Origin of the sequence: Micromonospora sp. (assembly GCF_048594385.1) — a bacterium.
GTDB lineage: Bacteria > Actinomycetota > Actinomycetes > Mycobacteriales > Micromonosporaceae > Micromonospora > Micromonospora wenchangensis.
The window spans coordinates 20,905-44,313 of the sequence record NZ_JBMDWU010000281.1 but is presented as its reverse complement, the minus strand read 5'-3'; the positions used below and the strand labels follow the sequence as shown (position 1 = coordinate 44,313).

Sequence of the window (23,409 nt, the reverse complement as noted above, 5' to 3'; positions counted from 1 at the left end):
GGCCCGGCACCCGGCACCCGGCGGCGGGTGCCGGGCTCCGGTGGGTCAGCAGGCGGTGCCGCCACATGGGATCGTGGGCGGGTATCCATCCCGGTCACGATCCCAGGGGGTTGGTGGATGAATCCGGTCGGGGCAGACGCGGTGACCGGGGGTGCGGCCGGCTGGCCCGACGGCACCTTCGCCAACCCGGTGCTGGCCGGCTTCCATCCCGACCCGAGCGTCTGCCGGGTCGGCGACGACTACTACCTGGCCTGTTCCAGCTTCGAGTACTTCCCCGGGGTGCCGCTGTTCCACAGCCGGGACCTGGTGCACTGGGAGCAGATCGGCAACGTGCTCGACCGGCCCGGTCAGCTCACCCTGCCGGTCGACATGCCGTCGTCGGCCGGGGTGTACGCGCCGACGCTGCGCCACCACGACGGCCGGTTCTGGCTGATCGTCACCAACTGCGCGGACGGCGGCGGCACCCTGATCTGCACCGCCACCGACCCGGCCGGCCCCTGGTCGGATCCGGTCCGGGTGCCCGGGGTGGACGGCATCGACCCCGACCTCGCCTGGGACGCCGACGGCACCTGCTGGTGCACGTACGCGGGGATCGCGCAGGTGCGCCTCGACCCGGAGACCGGACGCACCGTCGGCCCGGTCCGGCGGCTGTGGTCCGGGGCCCCGGGCGCGCAGGCCCCGGAGGCGCCACACCTGTACCGGATCGGCGACCACTGGTACCTGCTGATCGCCGAGGGCGGCACCGAACGCGGGCACGCCGTCTCGATCGCCCGCGCGACGAGGCCCGACGGCCCGTACGAGCCGGGTCCGGCCAACCCGATCCTCACCCACCGGGGCACGCACCGGCCGATCCAGAACACCGGCCACGCCGACCTGGTGCAGGGGCCCGACGGGTCGTGGTGGCTGGTGCTGCTCGGGGTCCGCCCCGGCGGCGGCACCCCCGGCTGGCACGTGCTCGGGCGGGAGACCTTCCTGGCTCCGGTGACCTGGGTCGACGGTTGGCCGGTGGTCGGGGACCTCGCGCCGGTGATGCCCGCCCCACCCTGGGCCGCGCACCCCGTGCCGGCACCGCCCGTCCGCGACGACTTCGACGCCGACCGGCTGCACCCGCGCTGGGTCTCGGTGCGGTCCCGGCCGGCGGAGGTCTGGTCGCTTGCCGAACGGCCCGGCTGGCTCACGCTGCGGGCCCGGGGCGCGTCCCCGGACGCCCCGGACGTCACCGTCGTCGGCCGCCGCCAGCAGCACCCGTCGTGCCGGGTCCGGACCGTGGTCGACCCGGGTGACGGGCACGGTGGTCTGGTGGTGCGCCTCGACGAGCGCCACCACTACGACATCGAGGTGGGCGGCGGCGAGGTACGGGTCGTCGCCCGGATCGGGTCGGTGCGCTCGACGCCGGCCACCCGGCCGGTCGGGGCCGGCCCGGTCCACCTGCGGATCGAGGTGCTCGCCCCGGCTCCCGGCGACTGGCACCCCGCCAAGGAACCCGACCTGCTCCGGCTCGGCGTCGAGCACCCGGACGGGACCTTCGACGTGCTGGCCGAACTCGACGGCAGGTACCTGTCCACCGAGGTCGCCGGCGGTTTCACCGGCCGGGTCATCGGCATGTACGCCGCCCGGGGCGACGTCGCCTTCGACTGGTTCGACTACGAGCCGTGCTAGCCGCCCACGCCGGGCGTGCGCCGGGCCGCCGGTGCCGGGCGGACCGGGTTATCCTGGTCCGGTCGACCAGGCAGGGCACGGTTCGACCGGGCAGCCAACAGTTCGACCAGGGCAGGGAGCAGATCGTGGCAGGTGACGACGACATCTCCGGGTGAACACCCGGCTGCGGTGACCGACGGCGGATGACCGCCCCGTCGCGTCGCCCCTGTCGTCCTGCCCTGTTCACCCCGGGCAGCGCCCGCGCGCCCGGATCATCTGTCTCCGAGGTTCACCATGTCCGACAGTCACGTCGTCTGCTCCCACCTGTCCTTCTCCTGGCCGGATGACACCCCGGTCGTCGAGGACCTGTCGTTCTCCGTTCCCGGCGGCCGCACCGGTCTGGTCGCGGCGAACGGCGCCGGCAAGTCCACCCTGCTGCGGCTCATCGTCGGCGAGCTGCGTCCCACCGCGGGCAGCGTCACCGTCGAGGGGGTGCTGGGCTACCTGCCGCAGCACCTGCCGTTCGCGACGCGGCACACCGTCGCCGAGGTGCTCGGGGTCGACCGTGTCGTCGCCGCGCTGCACGCCATCGAGGCCGGTGACGCCGCCGAGGAGCACTTCGCCACCGTCGGCGACGACTGGGACGTCGAGGACCGCACCCGGGTCGCCCTCGACCGGCTCGGCCTGACCGGGGTGACGCTGGACCGCCGGCTCGGCACCCTCAGCGGCGGCGAGGTGGTCTCCCTCGGCCTCGCCGCCGAACTGCTCAAACGGCCCGACGTGCTGCTGCTCGACGAGCCCACCAACAACCTCGACCGGCCGGCGCGGGAACGACTGCTCGCCGTGCTGCGGTCCTGGCCGGGCACGCTGCTCGTGGTCAGCCACGACCGTGCGCTGCTGGACGAGATGGACCGCATCGCCGCCCTCGACCACGGCGGGATCCGCTTCTACGGCGGCAACTTCACCCACTACGAGCAGGTGGTACGGGCCGAGCGGGAGGTCGCCGAGCGGCAGGTGCGTCAGGCCGAGCAGGACGTGAAGCGGCAGAGGCGGGAACTCCAGCAGGCCCGCGAGCGGGCGGCCCGCCGGGCCTCGACCGCCGCCCGGAACCTGTCCGACGCGGGGCTGCCCCGGATCGTCGCCGGCAACCTCAAGCGGGACGCGCAGGTGTCGGCGGGCCGGGCCGACGACGTGCACACCGCCCGGGTCGCCGATGCCCAGGCCCGGCTGGACCAGGCCGGCGAGGCGGCCCGCCGCGACGACCAGCTCGTCCTGGACCTGCCCGACACCACGGTGCCCGCCGGTCGCACCGTCTTCGCCGGCCACGGGATGCGGGCCGGCTACGCGGACCGGCCGGTCTTCGCCGGTGACGGGGTCGACCTGATCATCCGGGGTCCCGAACGGATCGCCCTGACGGGGCCCAACGGTGCGGGCAAGTCGACGCTGCTGCGGCTGGTCGGCGGCCGGCAGGAGCCGGAGGCGGGCACCGTCGCGCGGGCGTCGGGGCGGGTGGCGTACCTGTCGCAACGCCTCGACCTGCTCGATCCGACCCGGACGGTCGCGGAGAACCTCGCCGGGTTCGCCCCGGCGCGGACCGGGGCGGAGCGGCTGAACCTGCTGGCCCGGTTCCTGTTCCGGGGTGCCCGCGTCCACCTGCCGGCGGGGGTGCTCTCCGGCGGTGAGCTGCTGCGCGCCACCCTGGCCTGCCTGCTCTTCGCCGAACCGGCACCGCACCTGCTGCTGCTCGACGAGCCCACCAACAACCTGGACCTGGTCAGCGTGGCCCAGTTGGAGAGCGCGCTGCTGGCGTACCGGGGGGCGTTCGTGGTGGTCAGTCACGACGACCGGTTCCTGGCCGGGATCGCCGTGGACCGGTGGCTCCGGCTGGCCGACGGGCGGCTCACCGAGACCAGGGCCCCGCAGTGATCCGGCCCGCCGTGATGCCCACCGCGACGGGGCAGAGATAGACGCTCATGCATGGTAGAAAGGGGACGCACGCTACTGCTACGGGGAGGTAACTGTGCGTCACTTCATGCTGCGATCATTTCGCCGTCGTCCGGCCCGGTGGTCGCTTGCCGTCGGGATGGTGGCCGCCTGTGCGGCGGCGACCCTGGCCGGCCCGCCGGCAGCCCAGGCCGGGCCGGGCTGTCCGGCGGGAGCGATCATGAACGTGGTCGCCCACCAGGACGACGACCTGCTCTTCCTCAGTCCGGACCTGCTGCACGACGTGCAGGCCAACCGCTGCGTCCGCACGGTGTTCGTCACGGCGGGCGACGCCGGCCGGGACAGCACCTACTGGACCGGTCGGGAGACCGGGGCGCGGGCGGCGTACGCCCAGATGGCCGGGGTGGCCGACAGTTGGACCCAGGCGGACGCCGGGATCAGCGGGCATCCGATCCCGGTCTTCACGCTGACCGCCCGGCCCACCGTGTCGCTGGTCTTCCTCCGGCTGCCGGACGGCTATCCCGGCGGCACGGGGCACCCGAACACCGGCTCGCAGAGCCTGCAGAAGCTCTGGCTCAACGGCATCTCCACGATCACGTCGCTGGGCACCGGCGCGTCCAGCTACAGCCGGGCCGGCCTGATCACCACCCTGGCCGGGCTGATGGCCGCCTACCAGCCGACCGCCGTCAACACCCAGGACCACGCGGGTGGGTTCGGCGACGGTGACCACAGCGACCACCACGGCGCGGCCTACTTCGCCCAGGCCGCCGAGCAGGCGTACGTCGGTTCGCCCACGTTCACCGGCTACCACGACTACAAGATCAAGAACTATCCGGCGAACCTGGGGTCGACCGACGTCGCCGGCAAGTCCGCCGCCTTCTTCGCCTACGGCCAGTACGACGACGGGGCCTGCACCAGCCTGCCCACCTGCGCCGGCTACGACTACCCGGCCTTCCTCCAGCGGCAGTACAAGGTCCTCGGCCCCAACCTGGCCCGGACGGCCACCGTCACCGCGACCAGCCAGGACACCGGCAGCGGGCAGACGGCGGCCAAGGCCGTCGACGGGGTGATCGCCGGCTGGCCCGACGACCAGACCCGGGAGTGGGCGACCGTCTACGGCGGCGTCGGCACCCAGCTCACCCTGAGCTGGCCGGGCCCGCGCACCGTCCGCCGGGTGGTCCTCTACGACCGACCCAACCCCAACGACCAGATCACCGGCGGCACCCTGCTGTTCAGCGACGGCACCTCCACGGCCGTCGGCGCCCTGGACAACGGCGGCGGCCCGACGGAGGTCATCCTCCCGGCGGCGAAGACGGTGACCAGCGTCAAGCTCACCGTCACCGGGGTCGGCGGCAGCACCGTCAACGTCGGCCTCGCCGAAATCGAGGTGTTCGGCAACGCCGGCCCCTGAGCGGACGGCCAGGCCCGGTCCGGTGGGGGTGTGTGACCACCGGACCGGGCCCCGGCCCCCCGGCCGCGCCGGTCAGAAGTCGTCGTCGAAGGTGACGCTGCCGCTGACCCCCACCTGGTAGGCCGACACCCGACGCTCGAAGAAGTTCGACAGCTCCTGCACGTCCTGTAGATCCATGAACGCGAACGGGTTCTGCGCGCCGTAGCGCGGCGCGATGCCGAGCTGGGCGAGCCGCCGGTCGGCGACGTGTTCCAGGTAGGCCCGCATGTCCGCAAGCGACAGCCCCGACACGCCCTGGTCGAGCAGGTCCTCGGCGAACTGCACCTCGCACTCGACGGCCTCGGCGAGCATCTCGGTCACCTGACGTTCCAGGTCGGCGTCGAACAGGTCCGGCTCCTCCCGCCGGGCGGTCTCCACCACGTCGAAGGCGAACGCCATGTGCATCGACTCGTCGCGGAACACCCAGTTGGTGCCCGACGCCAACCCGTTGAGCAGGCCCCGGGACCGCAGGAAGTAGACGTAGGCGAACGCGCCGTAGAAGAACAGCCCCTCGATGCAGGCGGCGAAGCAGATCAGGTTCAGCAGGAACGCCCGCCGGTCCGCGCGGGTACGCAGCTCCCGCAGCTCGAAGACCGAGTCGATCCAACGGAAGCAGAACTCGGCCTTGCGCCGGATCGACGGGATGTTCTCGATGGCGGCGAATGCGGCGAACCGTTCCTGCTCGTCGGGGACGTACGTGTCGAGCAGGTTCAGGTAGAACTGCACGTGCACGGCTTCCTCGAAGAGCTGCCGGGACAGGTAGAGCCGGCCTTCGGGAGAGTTGACGTGCTGATAGAGGTTGAGCACCAGGTTGTTGGCGACGATCGTGTCACCGGTGGCGAAGAACGCCACCAGCCGGGACACCAGGTGCCGCTCGGCCGGCGACAGCCGCTCCAGGTCGGCCAGGTCGGCGTGCAGGTCGACCTCCTCCACCGTCCAGGTGTTGCGGATGGCGTCCTTGAACCGGTCGAAGAAGTGCGGGTAGCGCATCGGCCGCAGGGTGAGGTCCATGCCGGGGTCGAGCAGCAGCTGCCGCCCGGCGGTGCGGGGTTCGTCGACGGTGGTCACTGGCACGCCTCGCAGCTCTCGGGGTTCTCCAGGTAACCGGCCAGCGCCTCGGCGTCGGCCGCCACGACTGGGGCGACGGTGACGGTGGCCTGCTGGATCCGGGTCGCCGGACGCGACCGCAGGTAGTAGGTGGTCTTCAGCCCGGACTTCCAGGCGTACAGGTACATCGAGGACAGCTTGCCGATGGTCGGCGCGCTGAGGAACAGGTTCAGCGACTGCGACTGGTCGACGTACGGCGCCCGCGCGGCGGCCAGGTCGATCAGCGCCCGCTGCGGCAGCTCCCACGCGGTCCGGAACAACTCCCGCACCTCGGCGGGCAGGTCGACGATGCCCTGCACCGAACCCTCGGCCCGCTTGATCTGGTCGCGGATCTCCGCCGTCCACAGGCCGCGCGCCTTCAGCTCGCGGACCAGATAGGTGTTGATCTGCAGGAACTCCCCGGACATGGTCTCGCGTTTGAACAGGTTGGACACCTGCGGCTCGATGCACTCGTAACAGCCGGCGATCGACGCGATCGTGGCGGTCGGGGCGATCGCCACCAGCAGCGAGTTGCGCAGGCCGTGCGCGGCGATCCGGGTGCGCAGCGCCGCCCACCGCGCGGTCTGGGTGGGCTCGACCCCCCACAGGTCCGGGTGCAGGTCACCCCGGGCCGCCCGGGTCTGCGGGTACGCCGGGTGCGCGCCGAACCGTTCGGCCAGGCCGGTCGAGGTCTCCAGGGCGGTCAGGAAGATCTCCTCCTGGACCCGGGTGGACAACTCCCGGGCCCCGGGCGAGTCGAACGGCAGCCGCAGCGCGAACAATGCGTCCTGCAGCCCCATCAGCCCCAGCCCGACCGGCCGCCAGCGCGGGTTCGACGCCGCCGCCTGCTCGGCCGGGTAGTAGTTGATGTCGATCACCCGGTCCAGGAACACCACCGCCGTCCGGACCGTTTCGCGCAGCCTGTCCCAGTCGACGCCGTCGTCGGTGAGGTGCGCGCCGAGGTTGACCGAGCCGAGGTTGCACACCGCCGTCTCGGTGTCGCTGTTGACCTCCAGGATCTCGGTGCACAGGTTGGACAGGTGGATCGTGTTGCCCGGCACACCGGTCTGGTTGGACAGCCGGTTCGCCGGGTCCTTGAACGTCATCCACCCGTTGCCGGTCTGCGCCAGGGTGCGCATCATCCGCCCGTACAGGTCCCGGGCCTTCACCGTGCGGACCGCCTTCTTCTCGGCGACCCGGTACGCGGCGTCGAACTCCTCGCCGTACAGGTCGGGCAGCTCCGGGGCGTCCGACGGGTCGATCAGCGACCAGTCGCCGTCGGCCTCGACCCGGCGCATGAACTCGTCGGGGATCCAGTTGGCCAGGTTGAGGTTGTGGGTGCGCCGGGCCTCCTCACCGGTGTTGTCCCGCAGCTCCAGGAACTCCTCGACGTCCGGGTGCCAGGGTTCCAGGTAGACGCAGGCCGCCCCCTTGCGCCGGCCGCCCTGGTTGACCGCCGCCACCCCGGCGTCGAGGGTCTTCAGGAACGGCACGATCCCGTTCGACCGGCCGTTGGTGCCCCGGATCAGCGCCCCCCGGCCGCGCACCCGAGACCAGGAGATGCCGATGCCGCCGGAGAACTTCGACAGCTTCGCCACCTGGTGGTAGCGCTCGTAGATGGAGTCCAGTTCGTCGCGCGGCGAGTCGACCAGGAAACACGACGACATCTGGGTGTGCCGGGTGCCCGAGTTGAACAACGTCGGGGAACTCGGCAGATAGGCCAGCGACGACATCAGCCGGTAGAACCCGACCGCCTCGTCGGGCGTGGTGGACAGCCCGCAGGCCACCCGCAGCAGCCAGTACTGCGGGGTCTCCACCACCAGCCGCGACTGCGGGTGCCGCAGCAGGTAGCGGTCGGCCACCGTACGCAGCCCGAAGTACTCGAACCGCAGGTCACCGGCCGGGTCGACGGCGTCGTCGAGTTGGCGTGCGTGCCGGGCCACGAACGCGGCGGTGTCGTCGGCGATCAGGCCGAGGCCGTGGGCGTTCCGGATGGACTCGCTGAACGAGGTCACCGCCTGCCCACGGACCTCCTCGTCCACGTAGGCGGCCAGCAGCCGGGACGCCAGGCGGGAGTACTGCGGTTCCGTGCCGATCAGCTCCGCCGCCGTCTGGATCGACAGCTTGTCCAGCTCGGCCGTGGTCGCCCCGTCGTAGAGGCCGCTGATCGTCCTGGTGGCCACCCGCAGCGGGTCGACCTCGTCCAGGTCGGTGGTCCACCGGGCGACGGCCGTGACGATCCGGTTGACGTCCACCGGCTCGGTGTCGCCGTCGCGCTTGCGGACCCGCATCGCGGGCCGGCGTGGCTCCGCGCCGTCGACGTCGGACGGTGGGCTCTGCGCTGTGCTCGTCATGACCTCTCCTCGCTGTCACCGATGGCCATCGGGACGCGGGAGGACGCCGACGGGCGCGGCACGGCGGCCGGCCCGGGTGCTGGCGTCGGTCGTCCCGCGCGACCTCCGACCGCCGCGCGCAGCAGCGCACGGCGCACTGGCAGGTCTTCGGACTCGTGGGCGTGACCGGGGTCGGTCGCCTACTGGCCGTCGCTTCCCGGACCTCGCGGTCCAGTGCTCGATGACGGCGGTCGTTCCCACTTACCGCTGCGGGGCAGTCCCGGATTTCCACCGGGTTCCCTGTTGCCTCGACCGGACCACCGGGCCCGGCCGAACCAGCTGCGTGGCACACCATATATGGCGTAGATGGGGGAGAGGCAACACTAGATGTCGCGTCGGCGTGTCGGATAACTCTCATCCGACCGCCCGGTGGCCCGCAGTGACGCCAGCAGCCGCAGCGCGTCGGCGTCGGCGCTGCCGGGCTCGGCGGTGAAGACCAGCATGACCGGGCCGGGGTTTCCGGGCAGCGGGTAGGTGTCCCAGTCCAGGACGATGTCACCGACCTCGGGGACCTGGAAGGTCTTGGTGCCGCTGACCGACCCGCGTACGTCGTGCCGGGCCCACAGCCGCCGGAACTCGGCGCTGCGGATGCTCAGCTCACCGACGACGGCGGTGGCCCGGGGGTGGGTGGGGTCCGTGGCCACGGCGGCGCGCATCATGCCGATGTAGTCCATGGCCTGCTGCTCCCAGGACGCGCAGCGCCGCACCGGGGTCGCCGCCTCGTCGAACATCAGCAGCAGCATGTTGAGCCGGTCCGGCGGGTGGTCCGCCGGATCGCCGAGCAGCGCCACCGCCCACGCGTTCCAGGCGAGCAGGTCCAGGTGCCGGCCGAGCACCACCGCCGGGGTGTCCAGCACCCGCAGCAGCCGCCTGGTGCTCTCCGGCACCCGCTCCGGACCGTGGTCGACCCGGGCGGGCGTCGGCCGGCGGGCGGCGCGGGCCAGGGTGAACAGGTGCCGGCGTTCCGCGTCGTCGAGGCCGAGCGCGGCGGCGAGCCCGTCCAGCACGTCGTCGGACGGGCGCACCTCCCGGCCCTGCTCCATCCGCTGGTAGTAGTCGGTGCTCAACCCGGCCAGCAGCGCCCGCTCCTCGCGGCGCAGCCCGGTGACCCGGCGTCGCCCGCCCGGCTCCAGGCCGACGTCACGGGGGTGCAACCGGGCGCGCCGGGCACGCAGGAAGTCACCGAGTTCACGGGCGTACGGACGGGTCATGTCGCCAGTGTGGCGCGGCCCGGACCGGCGTGGGTAGGTCTGCGGGACCTAGGCAACCGGGTGCGACCGGCCCCGCCCGGTCGGGCCCTAGCGTCGGTGGTCCGATCCGACCGTCAGGGAGCAGCAGATGACCTGGACCGCCGACCACATCCCCGACCAGCACGGCCGCACCGCCGTCGTGACCGGCGCGAACTCCGGCCTCGGCCTGGTCACCGCCACCGCCCTGGCCCGGCGGGGCGCCCGGGTCGTGCTCGCCGTGCGCGACACCGCCGCCGGCCGGCGGGCCGCCCACAGCATGGGCGGCGACGTCGAGGTACGCGAGCTGGACCTCGCCTCCCTGGCCTCGGTACGGGAGTTCGCGGCGGCCCAGGCCGCCCACCCTCCGGTGCTCGACCTGCTGGTCAACAACGCCGGCGCGGTGCTGCTCGGCCCGCGCCGCACCAGCGTGGACGGCCACGAGCTGCACCTCGCCACCAACCTGCTGGGCCATTTCGCGCTGACCGGTCTGCTGCTGGGCAACCTGGCCGCGGCGCGGGCGGCCCGGGTGGTCAGCCTCAGCTCGATCACCCACCGCAACGCACACCTGGACTTCGCCGACCTGATGGGCGAGCGCGTCTACCGGGGCTCCACCGCGTACGGCAGGTCCAAGCTCGCCACCACCGTCTTCGGCATCGAACTGGACCGCCGGCTGCGTGCCACCGGATCGCCGGTGCTCAGCGTGCTGGCCCATCCCGGTGTCACCCGCACCAACCTGACTCCCCGGGCCTGGTCCCACCAGGGTCGGCGCGGCCGGATGATCGCCCGGCTCGGCCTGCTGGCCACCCAGCCGGTCGAGCAGGGTGCGCTGCCCCAACTGCGCGCCGCCACCGACCCGCAGGTCCAGGGCGGCCAGTTCTTCGGCCCGGCCCGGTTCTTCCAGACCCGGGGGCCGGTCACCGAGGTGCGGGCCAGCCGGGAGGCCACCGATCCCGCCGTCGGCCGGCGGCTGTGGACGGCCGCCGAGGAACTGACCGGCGTGCGCTGTCTCTGACGGCGGGCCGCACTAGCATGGCTGCGGTCGGTGAGGGCGGCGGAGACGAGGCGACATGGGATGGCTCGGGCGGGTGCTGGGCGGCGGGGGCCGGCAGGTCCAGGAGGATCCGGTCCGGCAGGCGGCGCTGTCGGCCGAGGTACGGCAGCGCTTCGGCGCCCACCTGGCCGTCCGACCTGCCGAGCAGGTGGCGGCGATGGTCGGGCTGCTCGACGACGGCGACGGCCTGGCGGTGGCGGCCGGCATCGTCGGTGAGTTCGCCGACGCGGCCCACGCGGACCTGCTGGCCCAGACGACGGAGCTGTACCGGCGTACCGGGCACCGGTTCCCGGTGGACCGGCGCAACTACCGACCGTTGTGGCGTGAGGCCGGTGGACGGCTGCACTGGCCGCTGTTCGCGCTGCCGGGCGGCCTGCACCCCTACGTGCACGTCGCCGCCGCCACCACGGTCGTCGGCACCCGGGCGGCGCAGTTCGTCCGGGCGACCGACCCCCATCCGCTGCTCGCCCGCCTGTTCGAGGTGCTCGACCTGACCACCTGCGGCTGGGAGTACGGCCGGGTGCGGGTGGACCACGACGGGGCATCGCTGGTCGGTCGGCTGATCTCCACCACCCGCGACGTCCGGGCGGCGATGAAGGAGCCCCCGTCGCTGCCGCCGTCGGTGCGGGAACTCATGCGTACCAACCGGGCGGTCGACGTCTTCGACCTCACCGGCGACCGGGTCGTCGGCACGATCAACGTGGGTGGTGAGCTGCGCCCGGCGCTGTTGACCTGACGCCGTCGGGTCGACCTGCGGGGCCGGCCCGCCCGAGGTGGACGCGGTTGCCGTCCACCCCGGGCTGCCGGGTCCCGTCACACCTGCGCACCGCTCGAAACGTCGAGGGGCACGCCGTGCCGGGCCGGGCCGGCAGCCCCGGTCAGGCGACGCGGTGCGGGGCGAGCCCGTTGGAGCAGTCGGCGATGGTGACGGTCTGCGAGAAGCGCAGCGCGTCCCGGCGGGCCCACCCGTTGATCCCGGTGGAGGTGTTGCGGACGAAGAACCACAGGTCGCCTGTCAGCGTGGCGCAGTGGACGTCGATGTTCTGGCTGGGGTAGCCCTGGCCCCTAGACTGGCAGTCCCGGTGCGGGTAGGCGTGGATGTAGGTCCCGTCGCCCCAGGAGATCCCGCCCCCGCTGTAGAGGTCCGGGTGCTGCCCGTGACCGTCGCAGTGCGCGCTGGCCGGGCTGGCGGGCATCAGGGCCAGCACCGAGCCGCTCACCGCGAGCGTCAGCGCTGAGGCGATGGAAAGTAGCCGAGATCGCATGGAATGCTCCTGCCGATAGGCGACAATCACTGTCCACAGAGGATTCCACGGGTCGGTCGCGTCCGCACGGCGAACGGTCCGCGCCGGGGCACCGCCGACCCGGCGAGGCGGCCTCCGGTCAGGCGAAGAGCAGGTCCAACTGGTGGTCGAGGGCGGCGGTCGCCTGCGCCGGGGTGTACTGCCCGCCGAGCAGGTACACCCCCAGCCCCTCCACCAGCGCCAGCAGCCCCGCCGCGGCGTCCGACGCCGGTGGACGCGGCAGCAGCCCGGCGATGAACTCCACCAGTTGCGCGGTGTCCGGCCGCAGGCCGGGGGCCGCCGCCGGGTGCAGGGCGGTCCAGGACAGGAACGCCAACGCCACCCGTCCGTCGTCGCGCGCTGCCTCGTCCAACGGCAGCAACGCCGCAAGCAGGGTGCGCAGCAGCAGCCGGGGCTGCGGGTCCGGCCCGAGCGCCGCGACCGCCGCCTCGACCCGAGCCCGACCCCGGTCACGGACGACGGACAGCGCGAAGGCCATCATCTCGTCCTTGGTGGTGAAGTAGTGCTGCACCATGCCGGCGGACACCCCCGCCTCGGCGGCCACGTGCCGCAGGCTCACCGCCTCCAGACCCCGGTCGGCGGCGACCCGCATGAGCGCGTCCGCGATCAGCGTGCGGCGTTGACGGGGATCGACCTTCCTGGGCATCGGGGCCTACCGTGCCGTCGTCACGGTGCCGGCCGCGCCGTCCACGGTGATCACCTGACCGGTCACGATCCGTGAGGTGGCGCCCGGCACGCTGATCACGGCCGGGATGCCGTACTCACGGGCCACCGTGGGACCGTGCGCCATGATCGCGCCGGTCTCGGTGACCAGCGCCCCGGCGGTCAGGAACAGTGGCGTCCAGCCCGGGTCGGTGGTGGCGGTCACTAGGATCTCCCCGGGTTCGAGGTGCGCGGTGGCCGGGTCGGTGACCACCCGGGCCGGGCCGGTCACCCTACCCGTCGCCGCTCCCACTCCCCGCAGCAGTCCCGCCCCGCCGGCGGGGGCCGGCATGGTGCTCTCCACGTCGGTCCCGTCGGACAGCAGCGCCACCGGCACCACCCGGCGGCGCAGCTCGCGCCGGTGGGTCGCCCGGCGTCGCGCGACCAGCCCGGTCAGGTCGGCGCCGTCGAGGGCCGTCCCGACCTCGTCGAGGGTGAGGAACATGACGTCGTCCGCCGCCGGGAACAGCGTCGCCCCGATGAGCAGCAACTGCTCGCGTACGGTCTGGAGCCGGTACAGCCCGGCGAACTTCCCGGCCTCCCGCAGTCCCGCCAGCCGTCGTGCCCGCCGTAGCAGGAAGACCGCGATGCGGCCCCGGACCGGGCGACGTCGGTGGACCCGGGCGGCCAGCTCGTCGAGCGCGGCCCCGGCGGCTGCGGCGGCCCCGGCGAACCGCCGGTCGGGTGCCTGCGTGGGGTCGGTCAGCCGCAGGTAGTTGGCGATGGCAGCGAAGACCGGGGTGGGGTCCTCGGCCCAGCGCGGCACACCGACGTCGGCCTCGGCGGCCGCCCGGTGGCCGTAGCGGGACAGGAACCCGGACAGGCCGATCTCGGGCAGCGCGCCCCGCAGGTACCGGGTCGCCAGTTCGGCCGGTGGCGTGTCGAGGAGCAGCTCGCGGTGCTCGCGGGCGTCCCGGGCCAGTGCCCACAGCGCGAGGTCCATCTCGATGGTCACGTTGTGCGGGACTCCGCGCAGCACGGCGTGTATCTCGTCCTCGGTGGCGACGCCCTTGAGCAGGTGGGCGGGCAGTGCCGAGGCGAGTATCCCCGCGACGATCGGCCAGGTGATGTCGTCGGCGGCACCGCCGTCGCCGTGGTCGCGGACGAACAGCAGCCGCTCGTGGGCCGTCCGCAGGTGCGTGGGCGCCGCCGCCTCGTCCCGTAGCCGGTCGACGGCCGCGACCAGCCGATGCCGTGCCGCGTCCGGTCGCGCCAGCGCCCGCAGGATGCCCCGCAGGGCTCGCAGTGCCGTTGACAGCGACGCGTCCGCCGGTCGGGGGGACCTGCCGCCGGACGGTGCGAACCGGGGGTCCCGCAGGACGTGCTCCATCACCGCCTGGGCGCGTGGCCCGAAGTCGACGGCCATCAACCGGACTAGCCGTCGGCGGCTGGCGGGCCGGCGGACCAGGCCGGTCAGGTCGCCGTAGAGCCGCCCGCCGATGTCGATTATCTCCACCCGCATCCCGAGCGAGGCGACCATGGTGGCGATCACCGCGCGGAGCGTGGCCATGCCCATCGGGGTGACCGGTCGCAGCATCCCCTGCACGTTGCCGAACTCGACGTACACCCGCAGGTCGTCGGTCTGCGGCGGCGCCGGGAACAGCGTGCTGACCGGCCGCGACTGGAGCAACCACAGGGTCCCGTCGTGGTCGGTCGCCCACTCGACGTCCTGCGGCGTGCCGAAGTGTGCCTGCACCCGCCGGCCAGCGGCCCACAGTTCGCCCTGCCACCCGGGGTCGGCGCTGCCGGCCGGATCGGCCAGCACGACGCGCGTCACCTCGGTGCGGCCGTCGACGACCGTCGTGCCCGGCCCGACCTCGACGAGCATCTCGGTGCGGTTGCCGGTGACCGGGTTGGCCGTGTAGAGCACGCCGGCCCGGACCGGGGCGACCAACCGCTGCACCACCACCGCCATGTGCACGTCGGCGGGGTCGGTCCCGCGCGCCTGGCGGTAGGCCGCCGCCCGGCTGCCGTGCAGCGATTCCCAGCACGTGCCGATCGCCGCCAGCAGGTCTGCCTCGCCCTCGACGTCCAGCACCGTGTCGTGCTGACCCGCGAAGCTGGCGTCCGGCAGATCCTCGTCGGTCGCGCTCGACCGCACCGCCACCGGCCCGCCGCCCAGGCGCGCGTACGCCACCCGGACCTCGTCGTGCGGGACCACCCCGGTCCGGTGCGCCTCGGTGGTCACACAGAAACCCTCGGGCACCCGCTCGCCCGCGCGGATCAGCTCGCCGAGCCCGGCCGCCTTGCCGCCGACCAGCGCAACCAACCCGGCATGTGCCTCCGCCAAGGGGATCACCGACACCCGCGTCCCGCTTTCGCAATACGACTGCATTGCAAGGAAGGTACGCGAGTTGCAGTGCAACTGCAATGTAAAAAGTCGGCAGCACCAGGACGACGGCGGCAGCCGGAAGGGACGGACCGGCGGCGGGGTTCAGCCCCGCGCCGGGACGACGATCGGCAGCCGGACGGTGAAGGTGCTGCCCTGACCGGGGACGCTCTCGACGCCGATCGTGCCGCCGTGCGCCTCGGCGAGCTTACGGGCGATCGACAGCCCGAGCCCGCTGCCGCCGGTGCTGCGGGTGCGGGAGTCGTCGGCCCGCCAGAACCGGTCGAAGATCTTCGCCTGGTCGGCGGGGGCGATGCCGGTGCCGGTGTCGGACACGGCGATGGCGAGCTGGTCGTCGCGTACCTCCAGGCGCACGACGACCGACCCGCCCGCCGGGGTGTGCCGCACCGCGTTGGCGACGATGTTGCCGACGATCTGGCGCAGCCGGGCGCCGTCAACGGCCATCTCCAGGTCGGCGCCCACCGAGGTGCCCAGCCGGACCCCGGCCGCCTCGGCCGCGCCCCGGTGCGCCTCGACGACCTGCTCCAGCAGATCGGCCACGAAGTACGGTTCGCGGTGGATTCGCAGGTCACCGGCGTCGGCGGCGGCCAGGTCACGCAGGTCGTCGATGATGTGCTGCAGCAGCAGCGCCTCGTCGAGCAGCAGGGTGAGCAGCTGCGTGTCGAGCTGCGCCAGATCGTCCTGCGCGGCCTCCAACCAACTGCGCATGTTGGTCAACGGCGTCCGCAACTCGTGCGCCACGTCGCTGACCATGCTCCGGCGCAGCGCCTCGGTCTGCTCGCGCCGGGCGGCGAGATCGTTGAGCGCGGTGGCGAGCATGCCGATCTCGTCACGGGTGGTCACCGGCACCCGGGCCGGTTCGTCCATCGGCTGCCGGGTCGCTTCGGTGAGCGCCCGCAACGGCCGGACCAGCCGCCGCCCGACCAGCACGGTGATCAGCACGGTGGCCACCAGCACCGCCCCGGTCACCTGGGCGATGCGGACCACGTTCGCCCGGGACAGGTTGAACACCGGCTCGGAGCCGCCCTGCGCCTCGTCGGTGACGAACAGCAACGCCGGTGGCGCCACGTACGCCCGGAGCTGGGTCGTCCGGGCCTGCTGCAGGCAGCCGGCGACCTGCTGGTCGAAGCGGGTGTCGCGGCTCGGTGCCGCGGTCCGGTCGGCGCGGATGTCGACCCGGGTCGGTGCCCCCAGCTCCCTGAGGCAGGTCTTGGTCAGGGTCTCCAACTGGGCGATCCCGGCGGCCTCGCTCGGCATCGGGCGGGTCAGCTCGTCGGGCAGGCAGAACCCGACGATGCCCCGGTCCTTCGGGTCGCTCACCTGTACCGAGGCGCGGCCGGCCGGATCCACCACGACCCGCGCGTCCGCCCTGGACTCGGCGCGTACGCAGCCGAGCTGCCGCTCGGCCAGCTCCCGGATGTTGTTGCTCTCCCGCTTGGTCAGCCGGTACGGCCCGACCGCGCGCGGATCGACCCGTTCGGTCCCGCCGGTCAGCCCCAGGTCGACCTGCAACGGGTCGACGGTCGCCGACGGCCGGGCGGTCTGCAACGACGGGCCGTCCGGCGCGGAGTCGGCGATCACCTGCCGGTCCGGCGTCATCAGGGTGATCCGCCGTTCGAGCCGGTCGGCCCGCTCGGCGAGGACCACGTCGACCCCGGTCCAGTCCCGGTGGGTCGCCGCGTGGTCCAGCAGCGTGTCGTAGATGCTCTTGTCGTCGGCGAGCGAACGCCCCTGCTCCTGTTGGATCGCCCGGGTGGTCGACTGCACGGCCAGCCAGGTCGTCGCCAGGATCGCGCAGACCGCGACCAGCAGCGAGGTGGCCAGCAGCCGCACCACCAGGCTGCGGTGCAGGGGGACCCGCGGCTGCCGGGTCACGACGCGCCGGCGCTGAGCTTGTAGCCGACGCCGTAGACGGTCAGCAGCTGCTGTGGCCGCCGCGGGTTCGCCTCGATCTTGCGGCGCAGGTTCATCACGTGGACGTCGATGGTGCGTCCGGTCGACTCCCGGTCGACGCCCCGGGTGTGTTCGAGCAGTTGCACCCGGCTGAACACCCGGCCGGGCTGCCGGATCATCGCGGCGAGGATGGCGAACTCGCCGGCGGTGCAGTCGACGGTGGTGTCCCCGGCGGTGACCAGGCGTCGGGACTCGTCGACGGTGAGCCGTCCGAGCCGGTGCACCGGTGACTCCTGGGGCGTCGTACGTACCCGCCGCAGCAGGGTGCGCACCCGGGCCACCAGCTCACGCGGGCTGTACGGCTTGGTCATGTAGTCGTCGGCGCCCAGGTCCAGCCCGCGCAGCAGGTCGTCCTCGGCGGACCGCGCGGTCAGCATCAGCACCGGCACGTCCGACTCCTGCCGCAGTATCCGGCAGACCTGCATGCCGTCCAGTTTCGGCAGCATCACGTCGAGCAGGAGAAGGTCGAACGTCTGCTCCCGGGCCTGACGCAGCGCCGTCTCGCCGTCGGCCACGACCGTCGCCCGGTGGCCCGCCGCGGTGAGGTAGCGGCGCAACGCCTCGGCCTGCCGCGGATCGTCCTCCGCGAGCATCACGTGTGCGCACATGCTGGGGAATATAGAGCAGGTCAGAGGGGTCGCGGATCGGGCGGAAGGCGGTGACACCGGGCACCTCCCGGTCGGTGCGCAGCTCGGCGGGCGGGTGACGGGGAGATCCGACGTTCGTGAGAAAAAGGTCATGTACGGTCCTGACCGGTTCCTGACAAACCGGTGTCACGATCGCCCTGCGGGACGACCGTCGGCGGCGTCGCCCGGGGTGGGCGGCGCCGCCGGCCGGCGCGGCTACTTGCGCTTCGCGGCGACCTCGCGTTCACACGCCGGGGAGTACTTCAACCCCTTGGAGATCGACTCGGCGTCGTTGTTCTTGCCGCCGAAGGCCCAGCCCGTGCCGTCGGCGCCCACCTCGACGTACCGGACGCCCTTGTCCTTGAGGCACTTCACGACGTCCCGGGCGAAGTCCTTGGCCTCCGGGTTAGCCGGGTCGAACTCCCACGGCGGTAGCGGCATCAGGTGCTCACACGCCTTGCCCGCCTTGCTGGTCGCGTCCGCGCCGGTGCCGTCGCTGCGCCGCTTCGTGACGTCGACGCCGTGCTCGGTCAGGCACTTCATGTACGGCTTGAGGCGTTCCTTCTGGTCCTCCGGGGTGTCGTCGAGGCGTTCCCGTGGCCGCTCGTCCTTCGGCGTCGTCGCCGACGCGGCGGGGGTGGGCGCGCCGGTCTGGAGGGTGGCCACCTCCGCCCCGCCGGTGCTGCCGGCGGCGGGTGGGGCCTCCTCGGCGGTCGAGCACCCGCCGACCAGCAGTACGCCGCTGCACAGCGCAGCCATCAGTTGCTTCCTCATCCTCACGCCTCCGGTCAGCTCTGCGGCGATCCCGCCGGGGCCCAGCATCACCGTCGACTGTCAGGAAGCTGTTTGCCGCGACGGGCCAAGCCCACGGATGTCGTACCGGTGGGGGAGACTGCCGGGCATGACGGAACGGGACGATCCGAAGGCGGCACTGCGGCACTACCTCCAGGCCACCCGCGACGACCTGGTGTGGAAGCTGGAAGGGCTCGACGAACGCGAGGCCCGGCTGCCCCGCACCGCCACCGGCAACAACCTGCTGGGTCTGCTCAAGCACTGCCTGAACGTGGAGGCCGGCTACTTCGGCCCCACCTTCGGCCGGCAGTTCCCGTCGCCCGACGAACTGCTCCCCCTGGCGGCGTACGACGAGGACCCGCAGGCGGACTGGTACGCGCGGGCGGACGAGACGAAGGACGGCCTGATCGACCTGTACCGCCGGGTGGCCGAGTTCGCCGACCAGACGATCGCCGAGTTGCCGCTCGACGCGCCGGGGCGGGTGCCGTGGTGGCGGCCGGGGCACCAGGACGTGACCCTGCACCAGATCATCATCCACGTGACCTGCGATCTCGCCCGGCACGCCGGCCACGCCGACATCCTGCGCGAGCAACACGACGCGACTGTCGGCTGGCGGCGGGAGAACCCGCAGGTCATCGACGACCAGGAGTGGCCGGCGTACGTCGCCAAGCTGACCGCGCTCGCCGACCGGTTCGCCTAGACCTGCGGCGGCGACCCCGCCGGGGGGACCGACGCCCGGGTGCCCTGGTCGGGCGGGTGAACGTCCCGCCGCCTGCGGGGGGCCACGGCCGGGTCGCCGACGCCTCGCCGCCGACGGGCGGCCACGACCAGCGCGCCGAGGCCGACGACGGCCAGGGCGGTCACCGTGACCGGTGTGGACATCCGGTGGATCGAGTGGGCGGCCAGGTAGCCGCCGCCGGCCTCCACGCAGGCCCAGGTGACGGCGGCGCCGACGCTGTACGGGGCGATCCGCCGGTACGGCACCCCGGTCGCTCCGGCCAGGTGCGGCACCAGGGTCCGCAGCAGGGGGACGAACCGCGCCACCGCGACCGCCCGGCCACCGTGCCGGTGCATGACCGACTCCGAGCGGGTCCAGGCGGCCGGGGAGATCGTCCGGCCGATCCGGCTGGTGCGGAGCCGACCCCCCAACCGGCGGCCAACGCCGTAGCCGATCAGGTCGGCCGTCACCACGGAGCCGGCGGCGACGGCGACGACCACCGGCAGGTCGAGGTGCCCGGCCCCGGCCAGCGCGCCGGCGGTGACCATCACCGTGAGGGTGGGGACGAAGACCCCGAACAGGAGATTCGACTCGATCAACAGGGCGGCGGCCAGGAGCGCGTAGGCGGCCGGTGCGGGTACCCCGCCGAGCACGTCGGCAAGCGTGTCCGTCATCGCGGGCCGGTCCGGACGGTGTGCGGGGCCGCTGTCGCGGCGTCGTCCCGGGTGGCGGTTGCGGTCATGGTTCGACGCTAGCCATCGGCGTCGCCGGGGGAACCTGCCGTTCTGCGTCGGTGATCCCCGACGAAAGTAGGGGGTCGGCCGATTCTCACCTGCCCAGACCGGCGTCGCGGGCCAGCAGCGCGGCCTGCACCCGGTTGGTGACGTCGAGGGCGGCCAGGATGCGGCTGACGTGCGCCTTGACCGTGCTCTCCCGCATGGCGAGGCGTTCGGCGATGTCGGCGTTGGTGTCACCCCTGGCGAGCAGGACGAGGACGTCGCGTTCCCGCGGGGTGAGCCGCTTGATGCGCGACTGCGCGGCGGCGGACTGCGGCGTGGTCGTGGCGTGGTAGCGGTCGATCAGGCGGCGGGCGGCAGCGGGATGCAGCATGGCCGAGCCGGCCGCCACCAGGTGCACGGCGCGCAGGATCTCGGCCGGATCGGTGTCCTTGAGCAGGAATCCGTCCGCGCCTGCGGCGAGCGCCCGGTACACGTAGTCGTCGAGGTCGAACGTGGTCAGCGTGATGATCCGGGGCGGGCGCGGCAGTCTGCGCAGTTCGCCGACCGCGGCTATGCCGTCCAGGCGGGGCATCCGGACGTCCATCAGCGCGATGTCGACCTGCCCGGCCGCCGCCTTCTCGACGGCCTCGACGCCGTCGGCGGCCTGGGCCACCACGGTGATCTCCGGGTCGCCCTCCAGCAGGTCCGACAGGCCGAGCCGGACCAGGGCGTCGTCGTCGACGATCATGACGCGGATCACGCCGTCCCCCCGTCCGACGGGGTGTGCGGCACGACCGGGTGCGGGACGGTGGCGTGGACCCGCCAGGCGCCGACGCCGGTGGGCCCGGACTGCAACCGGCCGCCGAGGGCGGTGATCCGTTCGCGGAGACCGACGAGCCCGTAGCCGGAGCGGACCCGGTCCGGGGCCGCCGTGCCACCGGTGCTGGTGACCTCGACCGTGGTGACCGGCGGCCGGTAGTCGATGCGCACCGTGGTGGCCGCGCCCGCCGCGTGCTTCCGCACGTTGGTCAGCGCCTCCTGCACCACCCGGTACACGCCGAGCCGGTGCGTGGTGGGCACCTCGTCCGCGCTGCCCTCGATCACCAGGTCGACGGACTGTCCCACCGACCGCGCCTCGTCGACGAGGTGCCGTACCCGGCCCGGTACGGGTGCCGTCACCCCGGCGGTGGCCGGCACCTGCAGCGCCCCGAGCACGTCGCGGAGGTCGGCCATCGCGGCGGTGGAGGTGGCCCGCAGGAGCCGCAACCGGTCGGTTACCCGCTCGGGAAGCTCGTCGCCCCGGGCCACGAGCACCCCCGTGTGCAGGGCGATCAGGCTCAGCCGGTGGGCCAGCACGTCGTGCATCTCCGCGGCGATCCGGGAACGCTCCTGGCTGCGGGCGGCCTCCTCCCGTAGCGTCGCCTCGATCCGCAGGTGCTCGACCTGGTCGGCGAGCAGTTGCAGGGTACGCCGCCGGCTGCCCCGCCACAGCCCGATGACCAGCGCCAACAGGGCGAGGATCACCGCCGGGACGTAGTCGTACGCCAGCCAGCGCGAGGTGGCGACCAGCTCGACGGCGGCGTTGACGGTCAGCACACCGGCGAAACCGGCGACCGCCACCCGGGCGCGGCGGTCCACGGCCAGGTCGTAGACCGTCACGCAGACCAGCAGGAGCGGGGTCGTCACGCCCAGCAGCGCCGCCGTCGTGAACAGCAGGGCCGGGGCGACGAACCAGGGCAGCCGGCGCACCAGGAGGGCGACGGCGCAGACCGGGAGGAGCACGCACGCGGCGACCCGTTCCCGTCCCGTGGTGGTGAGGACCGCGTTGTTCACCATCAGGGCCGTGAACCACGCCACCAGGACGAAACGTCCGATCCGTGCTCCTGCCGGAAATGCGACCACGCCCATGATCCTAGGGAGCCGGACAGGCCGGGACTCCCGACTTCCGGCCACGTTCCACCCCCCACGAAAGTAGGGGGAGTCGAGCGGAATTCGACGGATCACGGCAGGGTGGCACGCTCATAACGTCGTCATCCATGAACCGCGACAATGCAGCGGCCACCGGAACCCGGAGCCCCTTTTCCTTCTGTGCCGAGGCCTTTCGCCATCCCCGGGCCGTCGGCGCCGTGGCACCCAGCAGCAGAGCTCTGGCCAGGGAACTGGTTCACCCGATACGTGTCCGGTCCGGCGGCCCGCTGACAGTTCTCGAGGTCGGTGCCGGCACCGGAGCGGTCACCCGGACCATCCTCGACGTGCTGCCCCCGACCAGTCGTCTCGACATCGTCGAAGTCAGTCCGACATTCGTCGCCCGGTTGCGTGACACCACCCGCACCGCCACGGTTGCCGTCGAGATCCACCGTACGGAAATCGAGGAGTACCGAACCTCCCGGGCGTACGACGTCATCGTTTCCGGCCTGCCGATGACCAATTTCGATCCCGTGCAGGTGGCGGGAATCATGGCGCGGTTCGTCGGGCTGCTGCGGCCGGGCGGCGCACTGACGTACTTCGCCTATCGGGGCACCCGCCCGGCGCGGCGGGCCTTCGCCGGCTCCGCCGAGGCCCGCCGGCACGCCGCCGTCGACAGCGTCATGCGCTCCTACCAGCGCGCCTATGCCACCGGGCAGCGCACCGTCTGGCTCAACCTGCCCCCGGCACGCGTCTGGCACCTGCGCCGACCCGGGGCGGCCTGACCCGGCACCTTCACCCCGCCCGCCGGCAGCTCAGCCGGTGGCGGCGAGCGTCGCCGGGCGGGTCGCCGCGACCGGGCCGGGCCGCCGCCTGCGGATCAGCCACTCGGCGACGAGCAGGTTGAGCGTCCAGGCCGCCCCCATGAGCAACGCCCGGGACAGCTCGGTCGTCGGTCCCACCGCCAGCGCCCAGGTCGACAGCAGCACGCCCTGGGTGCCCGCGCCCTGGGCGATCGCGTAGCCCCGCATCATCCAGGCCCGGTGCTGGGACAGCCGTCGCCGTCGGACGGCCACGAACCCGGCGGCGACGGCGACGAACATGCCGGCGGCGAACAGGTATCGCAGCACCATGAGCAGCGGGCCGTCGCCCGGTGGCAGCGGATAGGTGGCGTTCATCCACCATCCGGACGCGGCCACCACCAGCCCACAGCCGACCAGTACCCGGCCCGCCCGGCGGTGCCAGGCCCGGTGACGCCGCCGGAACCCCGGCGCGAACTGGAACGCCCCCAGCAGGCTGAACGTGACGGCGGCGGCGATGTGCAGCAGCACCGGCACCGGCGCGGCGAAGAAGCGTTCGTTGGCGGGGGTCACCTCAGCCCCACCGGCGAGGGCGGCCACCCGCAGCGCGCTGCCGAGGGTGGGCAGCGCGCTGAGCGCGATGAGCCCGGTGAGGAGGGGCCAGTCCCGTCGTCGCGTCGTCATGACCCGAGCATGGCGACCGGGACCCGGGCGGTTCATCGGTCCACGGGCCGCAGTCGGACCGGCCG

Annotated in this window: 20 protein-coding genes and 1 riboswitch; of the genes, 7 read left to right on the top strand and 13 right to left on the bottom strand. The window is 73.1% G+C overall.

The features are described from left to right. Positions 1 to 117 precede the first annotated feature (117 nt). From ACOJTC_RS15340 to ACOJTC_RS15330, 3 genes are all read left to right on the top strand, one after another. Entirely contained in the window at positions 118 to 1,659 is a 1,542-nt protein-coding gene (locus tag ACOJTC_RS15340; RefSeq protein WP_420117384.1) for a glycoside hydrolase family 43 protein, read from the top strand. 273 nt (positions 1,660 to 1,932) lie between these two features. Next, the gene (locus tag ACOJTC_RS15335; protein WP_420117383.1) at positions 1,933 to 3,564 is read left to right on the top strand and encodes an ABC-F family ATP-binding cassette domain-containing protein; all 1,632 of its coding nucleotides are present in this window, start codon (positions 1,933 to 1,935) and stop codon (positions 3,562 to 3,564) included. A 238-nt stretch (positions 3,565 to 3,802) separates the two neighbouring features. Continuing rightward, positions 3,803 to 4,993: a PIG-L family deacetylase gene (locus tag ACOJTC_RS15330; protein ID WP_420117382.1), complete on the top strand. Its 1,191-nt coding sequence runs from the start codon at positions 3,803 to 3,805 to the stop codon at positions 4,991 to 4,993. 72 nt (positions 4,994 to 5,065) lie between these two features. Here the strand turns inward: ACOJTC_RS15330 and ACOJTC_RS15325 are convergent, their stop codons facing one another. The 3 genes from ACOJTC_RS15325 to ACOJTC_RS15315 form a co-directional block, all read right to left on the bottom strand. Further along, positions 5,066 to 6,043, bottom strand: a complete 978-nt coding sequence (locus ACOJTC_RS15325; protein ID WP_420117386.1) for a ribonucleotide-diphosphate reductase subunit beta — start codon at positions 6,041 to 6,043, stop codon at positions 5,066 to 5,068. A gap of 53 nt (positions 6,044 to 6,096) precedes the next feature. Then, complete coding sequence (locus tag ACOJTC_RS15320; RefSeq protein WP_420117381.1) at positions 6,097 to 8,472, bottom strand: ribonucleoside-diphosphate reductase subunit alpha; 2,376 nt, start codon at positions 8,470 to 8,472, stop codon at positions 6,097 to 6,099. A 120-nt stretch (positions 8,473 to 8,592) separates the two neighbouring features. Continuing rightward, a riboswitch (cobalamin riboswitch) is annotated at positions 8,593 to 8,806 on the bottom strand. Between the two features lie 28 nt (positions 8,807 to 8,834). Next, positions 8,835 to 9,722 (bottom strand): helix-turn-helix transcriptional regulator, encoded by an 888-nt coding sequence (locus ACOJTC_RS15315; RefSeq protein ID WP_420117380.1) that lies wholly within the window; start codon positions 9,720 to 9,722, stop codon positions 8,835 to 8,837. Positions 9,723 to 9,849: 127 nt separating this feature from the next. Between ACOJTC_RS15315 and ACOJTC_RS15310 the strand changes: the two genes are divergently transcribed. Further along, positions 9,850 to 10,752: an oxidoreductase gene (locus tag ACOJTC_RS15310; protein WP_420117379.1), complete on the top strand. Its 903-nt coding sequence runs from the start codon at positions 9,850 to 9,852 to the stop codon at positions 10,750 to 10,752. A 55-nt stretch (positions 10,753 to 10,807) separates the two neighbouring features. Then, complete coding sequence (locus tag ACOJTC_RS15305) at positions 10,808 to 11,527, top strand: hypothetical protein (RefSeq protein ID WP_377684908.1); 720 nt, start codon at positions 10,808 to 10,810, stop codon at positions 11,525 to 11,527. Between the two features lie 142 nt (positions 11,528 to 11,669). On the opposite strand, the gene ACOJTC_RS15300 is transcribed toward ACOJTC_RS15305, so the two are convergent. The 6 genes from ACOJTC_RS15300 to ACOJTC_RS15275 form a co-directional block, all read right to left on the bottom strand. Further along, the gene (locus ACOJTC_RS15300) at positions 11,670 to 12,056 is read right to left on the bottom strand and encodes a hypothetical protein (protein WP_420117378.1); all 387 of its coding nucleotides are present in this window, start codon (positions 12,054 to 12,056) and stop codon (positions 11,670 to 11,672) included. Positions 12,057 to 12,174: 118 nt separating this feature from the next. Further along, on the bottom strand, positions 12,175 to 12,741 hold the full coding sequence (locus ACOJTC_RS15295; protein WP_420117377.1) for a TetR/AcrR family transcriptional regulator: 567 nt from the start codon (positions 12,739 to 12,741) through the stop codon (positions 12,175 to 12,177). A 6-nt stretch (positions 12,742 to 12,747) separates the two neighbouring features. After that, positions 12,748 to 15,096 carry a PEP/pyruvate-binding domain-containing protein gene (locus tag ACOJTC_RS15290; RefSeq protein ID WP_420117385.1) on the bottom strand — a complete coding sequence of 783 codons (2,349 nt, stop codon included), beginning with the start codon at positions 15,094 to 15,096 and terminating at the stop codon, positions 12,748 to 12,750. A 135-nt stretch (positions 15,097 to 15,231) separates the two neighbouring features. After that, positions 15,232 to 17,022 (bottom strand): sensor histidine kinase, encoded by a 1,791-nt coding sequence (locus tag ACOJTC_RS15285; protein WP_420117376.1) that lies wholly within the window; start codon positions 17,020 to 17,022, stop codon positions 15,232 to 15,234. Next, complete coding sequence (locus ACOJTC_RS15280) at positions 17,019 to 17,708, bottom strand: response regulator transcription factor (protein WP_420117375.1); 690 nt, start codon at positions 17,706 to 17,708, stop codon at positions 17,019 to 17,021. The genes ACOJTC_RS15285 and ACOJTC_RS15280 overlap by 4 nt, the downstream gene beginning before the upstream one ends. Before the next feature lie 234 nt (positions 17,709 to 17,942). Next, positions 17,943 to 18,500, bottom strand: coding sequence for a hypothetical protein (locus ACOJTC_RS15275; protein ID WP_204923355.1), 558 nt, complete (start codon positions 18,498 to 18,500; stop codon positions 17,943 to 17,945). Between the two features lie 127 nt (positions 18,501 to 18,627). On the opposite strand from ACOJTC_RS15275, the gene ACOJTC_RS15270 reads away from it, so the two are divergent. Beyond that, positions 18,628 to 19,218 (top strand): DinB family protein, encoded by a 591-nt coding sequence (locus ACOJTC_RS15270; RefSeq protein WP_420117374.1) that lies wholly within the window; start codon positions 18,628 to 18,630, stop codon positions 19,216 to 19,218. Here the strand turns inward: ACOJTC_RS15270 and ACOJTC_RS15265 are convergent. The 3 genes from ACOJTC_RS15265 to ACOJTC_RS15255 all read right to left on the bottom strand — a co-directional run bounded on the left by ACOJTC_RS15265 (position 19,215) and on the right by ACOJTC_RS15255 (position 21,857). Continuing rightward, a complete protein-coding gene (locus ACOJTC_RS15265; RefSeq protein ID WP_420117373.1) occupies positions 19,215 to 19,910 on the bottom strand; it encodes a DedA family protein in 696 nt (231 codons plus the stop codon). The two genes, ACOJTC_RS15270 and ACOJTC_RS15265, sit on opposite strands and share 4 nt — an antisense overlap. A gap of 154 nt (positions 19,911 to 20,064) precedes the next feature. Continuing rightward, positions 20,065 to 20,715 (bottom strand): response regulator, encoded by a 651-nt coding sequence (locus tag ACOJTC_RS15260; protein ID WP_420117372.1) that lies wholly within the window; start codon positions 20,713 to 20,715, stop codon positions 20,065 to 20,067. Next, positions 20,712 to 21,857 (bottom strand): sensor histidine kinase, encoded by a 1,146-nt coding sequence (locus tag ACOJTC_RS15255; RefSeq protein ID WP_420117371.1) that lies wholly within the window; start codon positions 21,855 to 21,857, stop codon positions 20,712 to 20,714. The genes ACOJTC_RS15260 and ACOJTC_RS15255 overlap by 4 nt, the downstream gene beginning before the upstream one ends. Before the next feature lie 134 nt (positions 21,858 to 21,991). Between ACOJTC_RS15255 and ACOJTC_RS15250 the strand changes: the two genes are divergently transcribed. Further along, positions 21,992 to 22,645 carry a class I SAM-dependent methyltransferase gene (locus ACOJTC_RS15250; protein WP_420117370.1) on the top strand — a complete coding sequence of 218 codons (654 nt, stop codon included), beginning with the start codon at positions 21,992 to 21,994 and terminating at the stop codon, positions 22,643 to 22,645. A 30-nt stretch (positions 22,646 to 22,675) separates the two neighbouring features. Here the strand turns inward: ACOJTC_RS15250 and ACOJTC_RS15245 are convergent, their stop codons facing one another. Further along, positions 22,676 to 23,344 (bottom strand): DUF2306 domain-containing protein, encoded by a 669-nt coding sequence (locus ACOJTC_RS15245; RefSeq protein WP_420117369.1) that lies wholly within the window; start codon positions 23,342 to 23,344, stop codon positions 22,676 to 22,678. Positions 23,345 to 23,409: the final 65 nt, after the last annotated feature.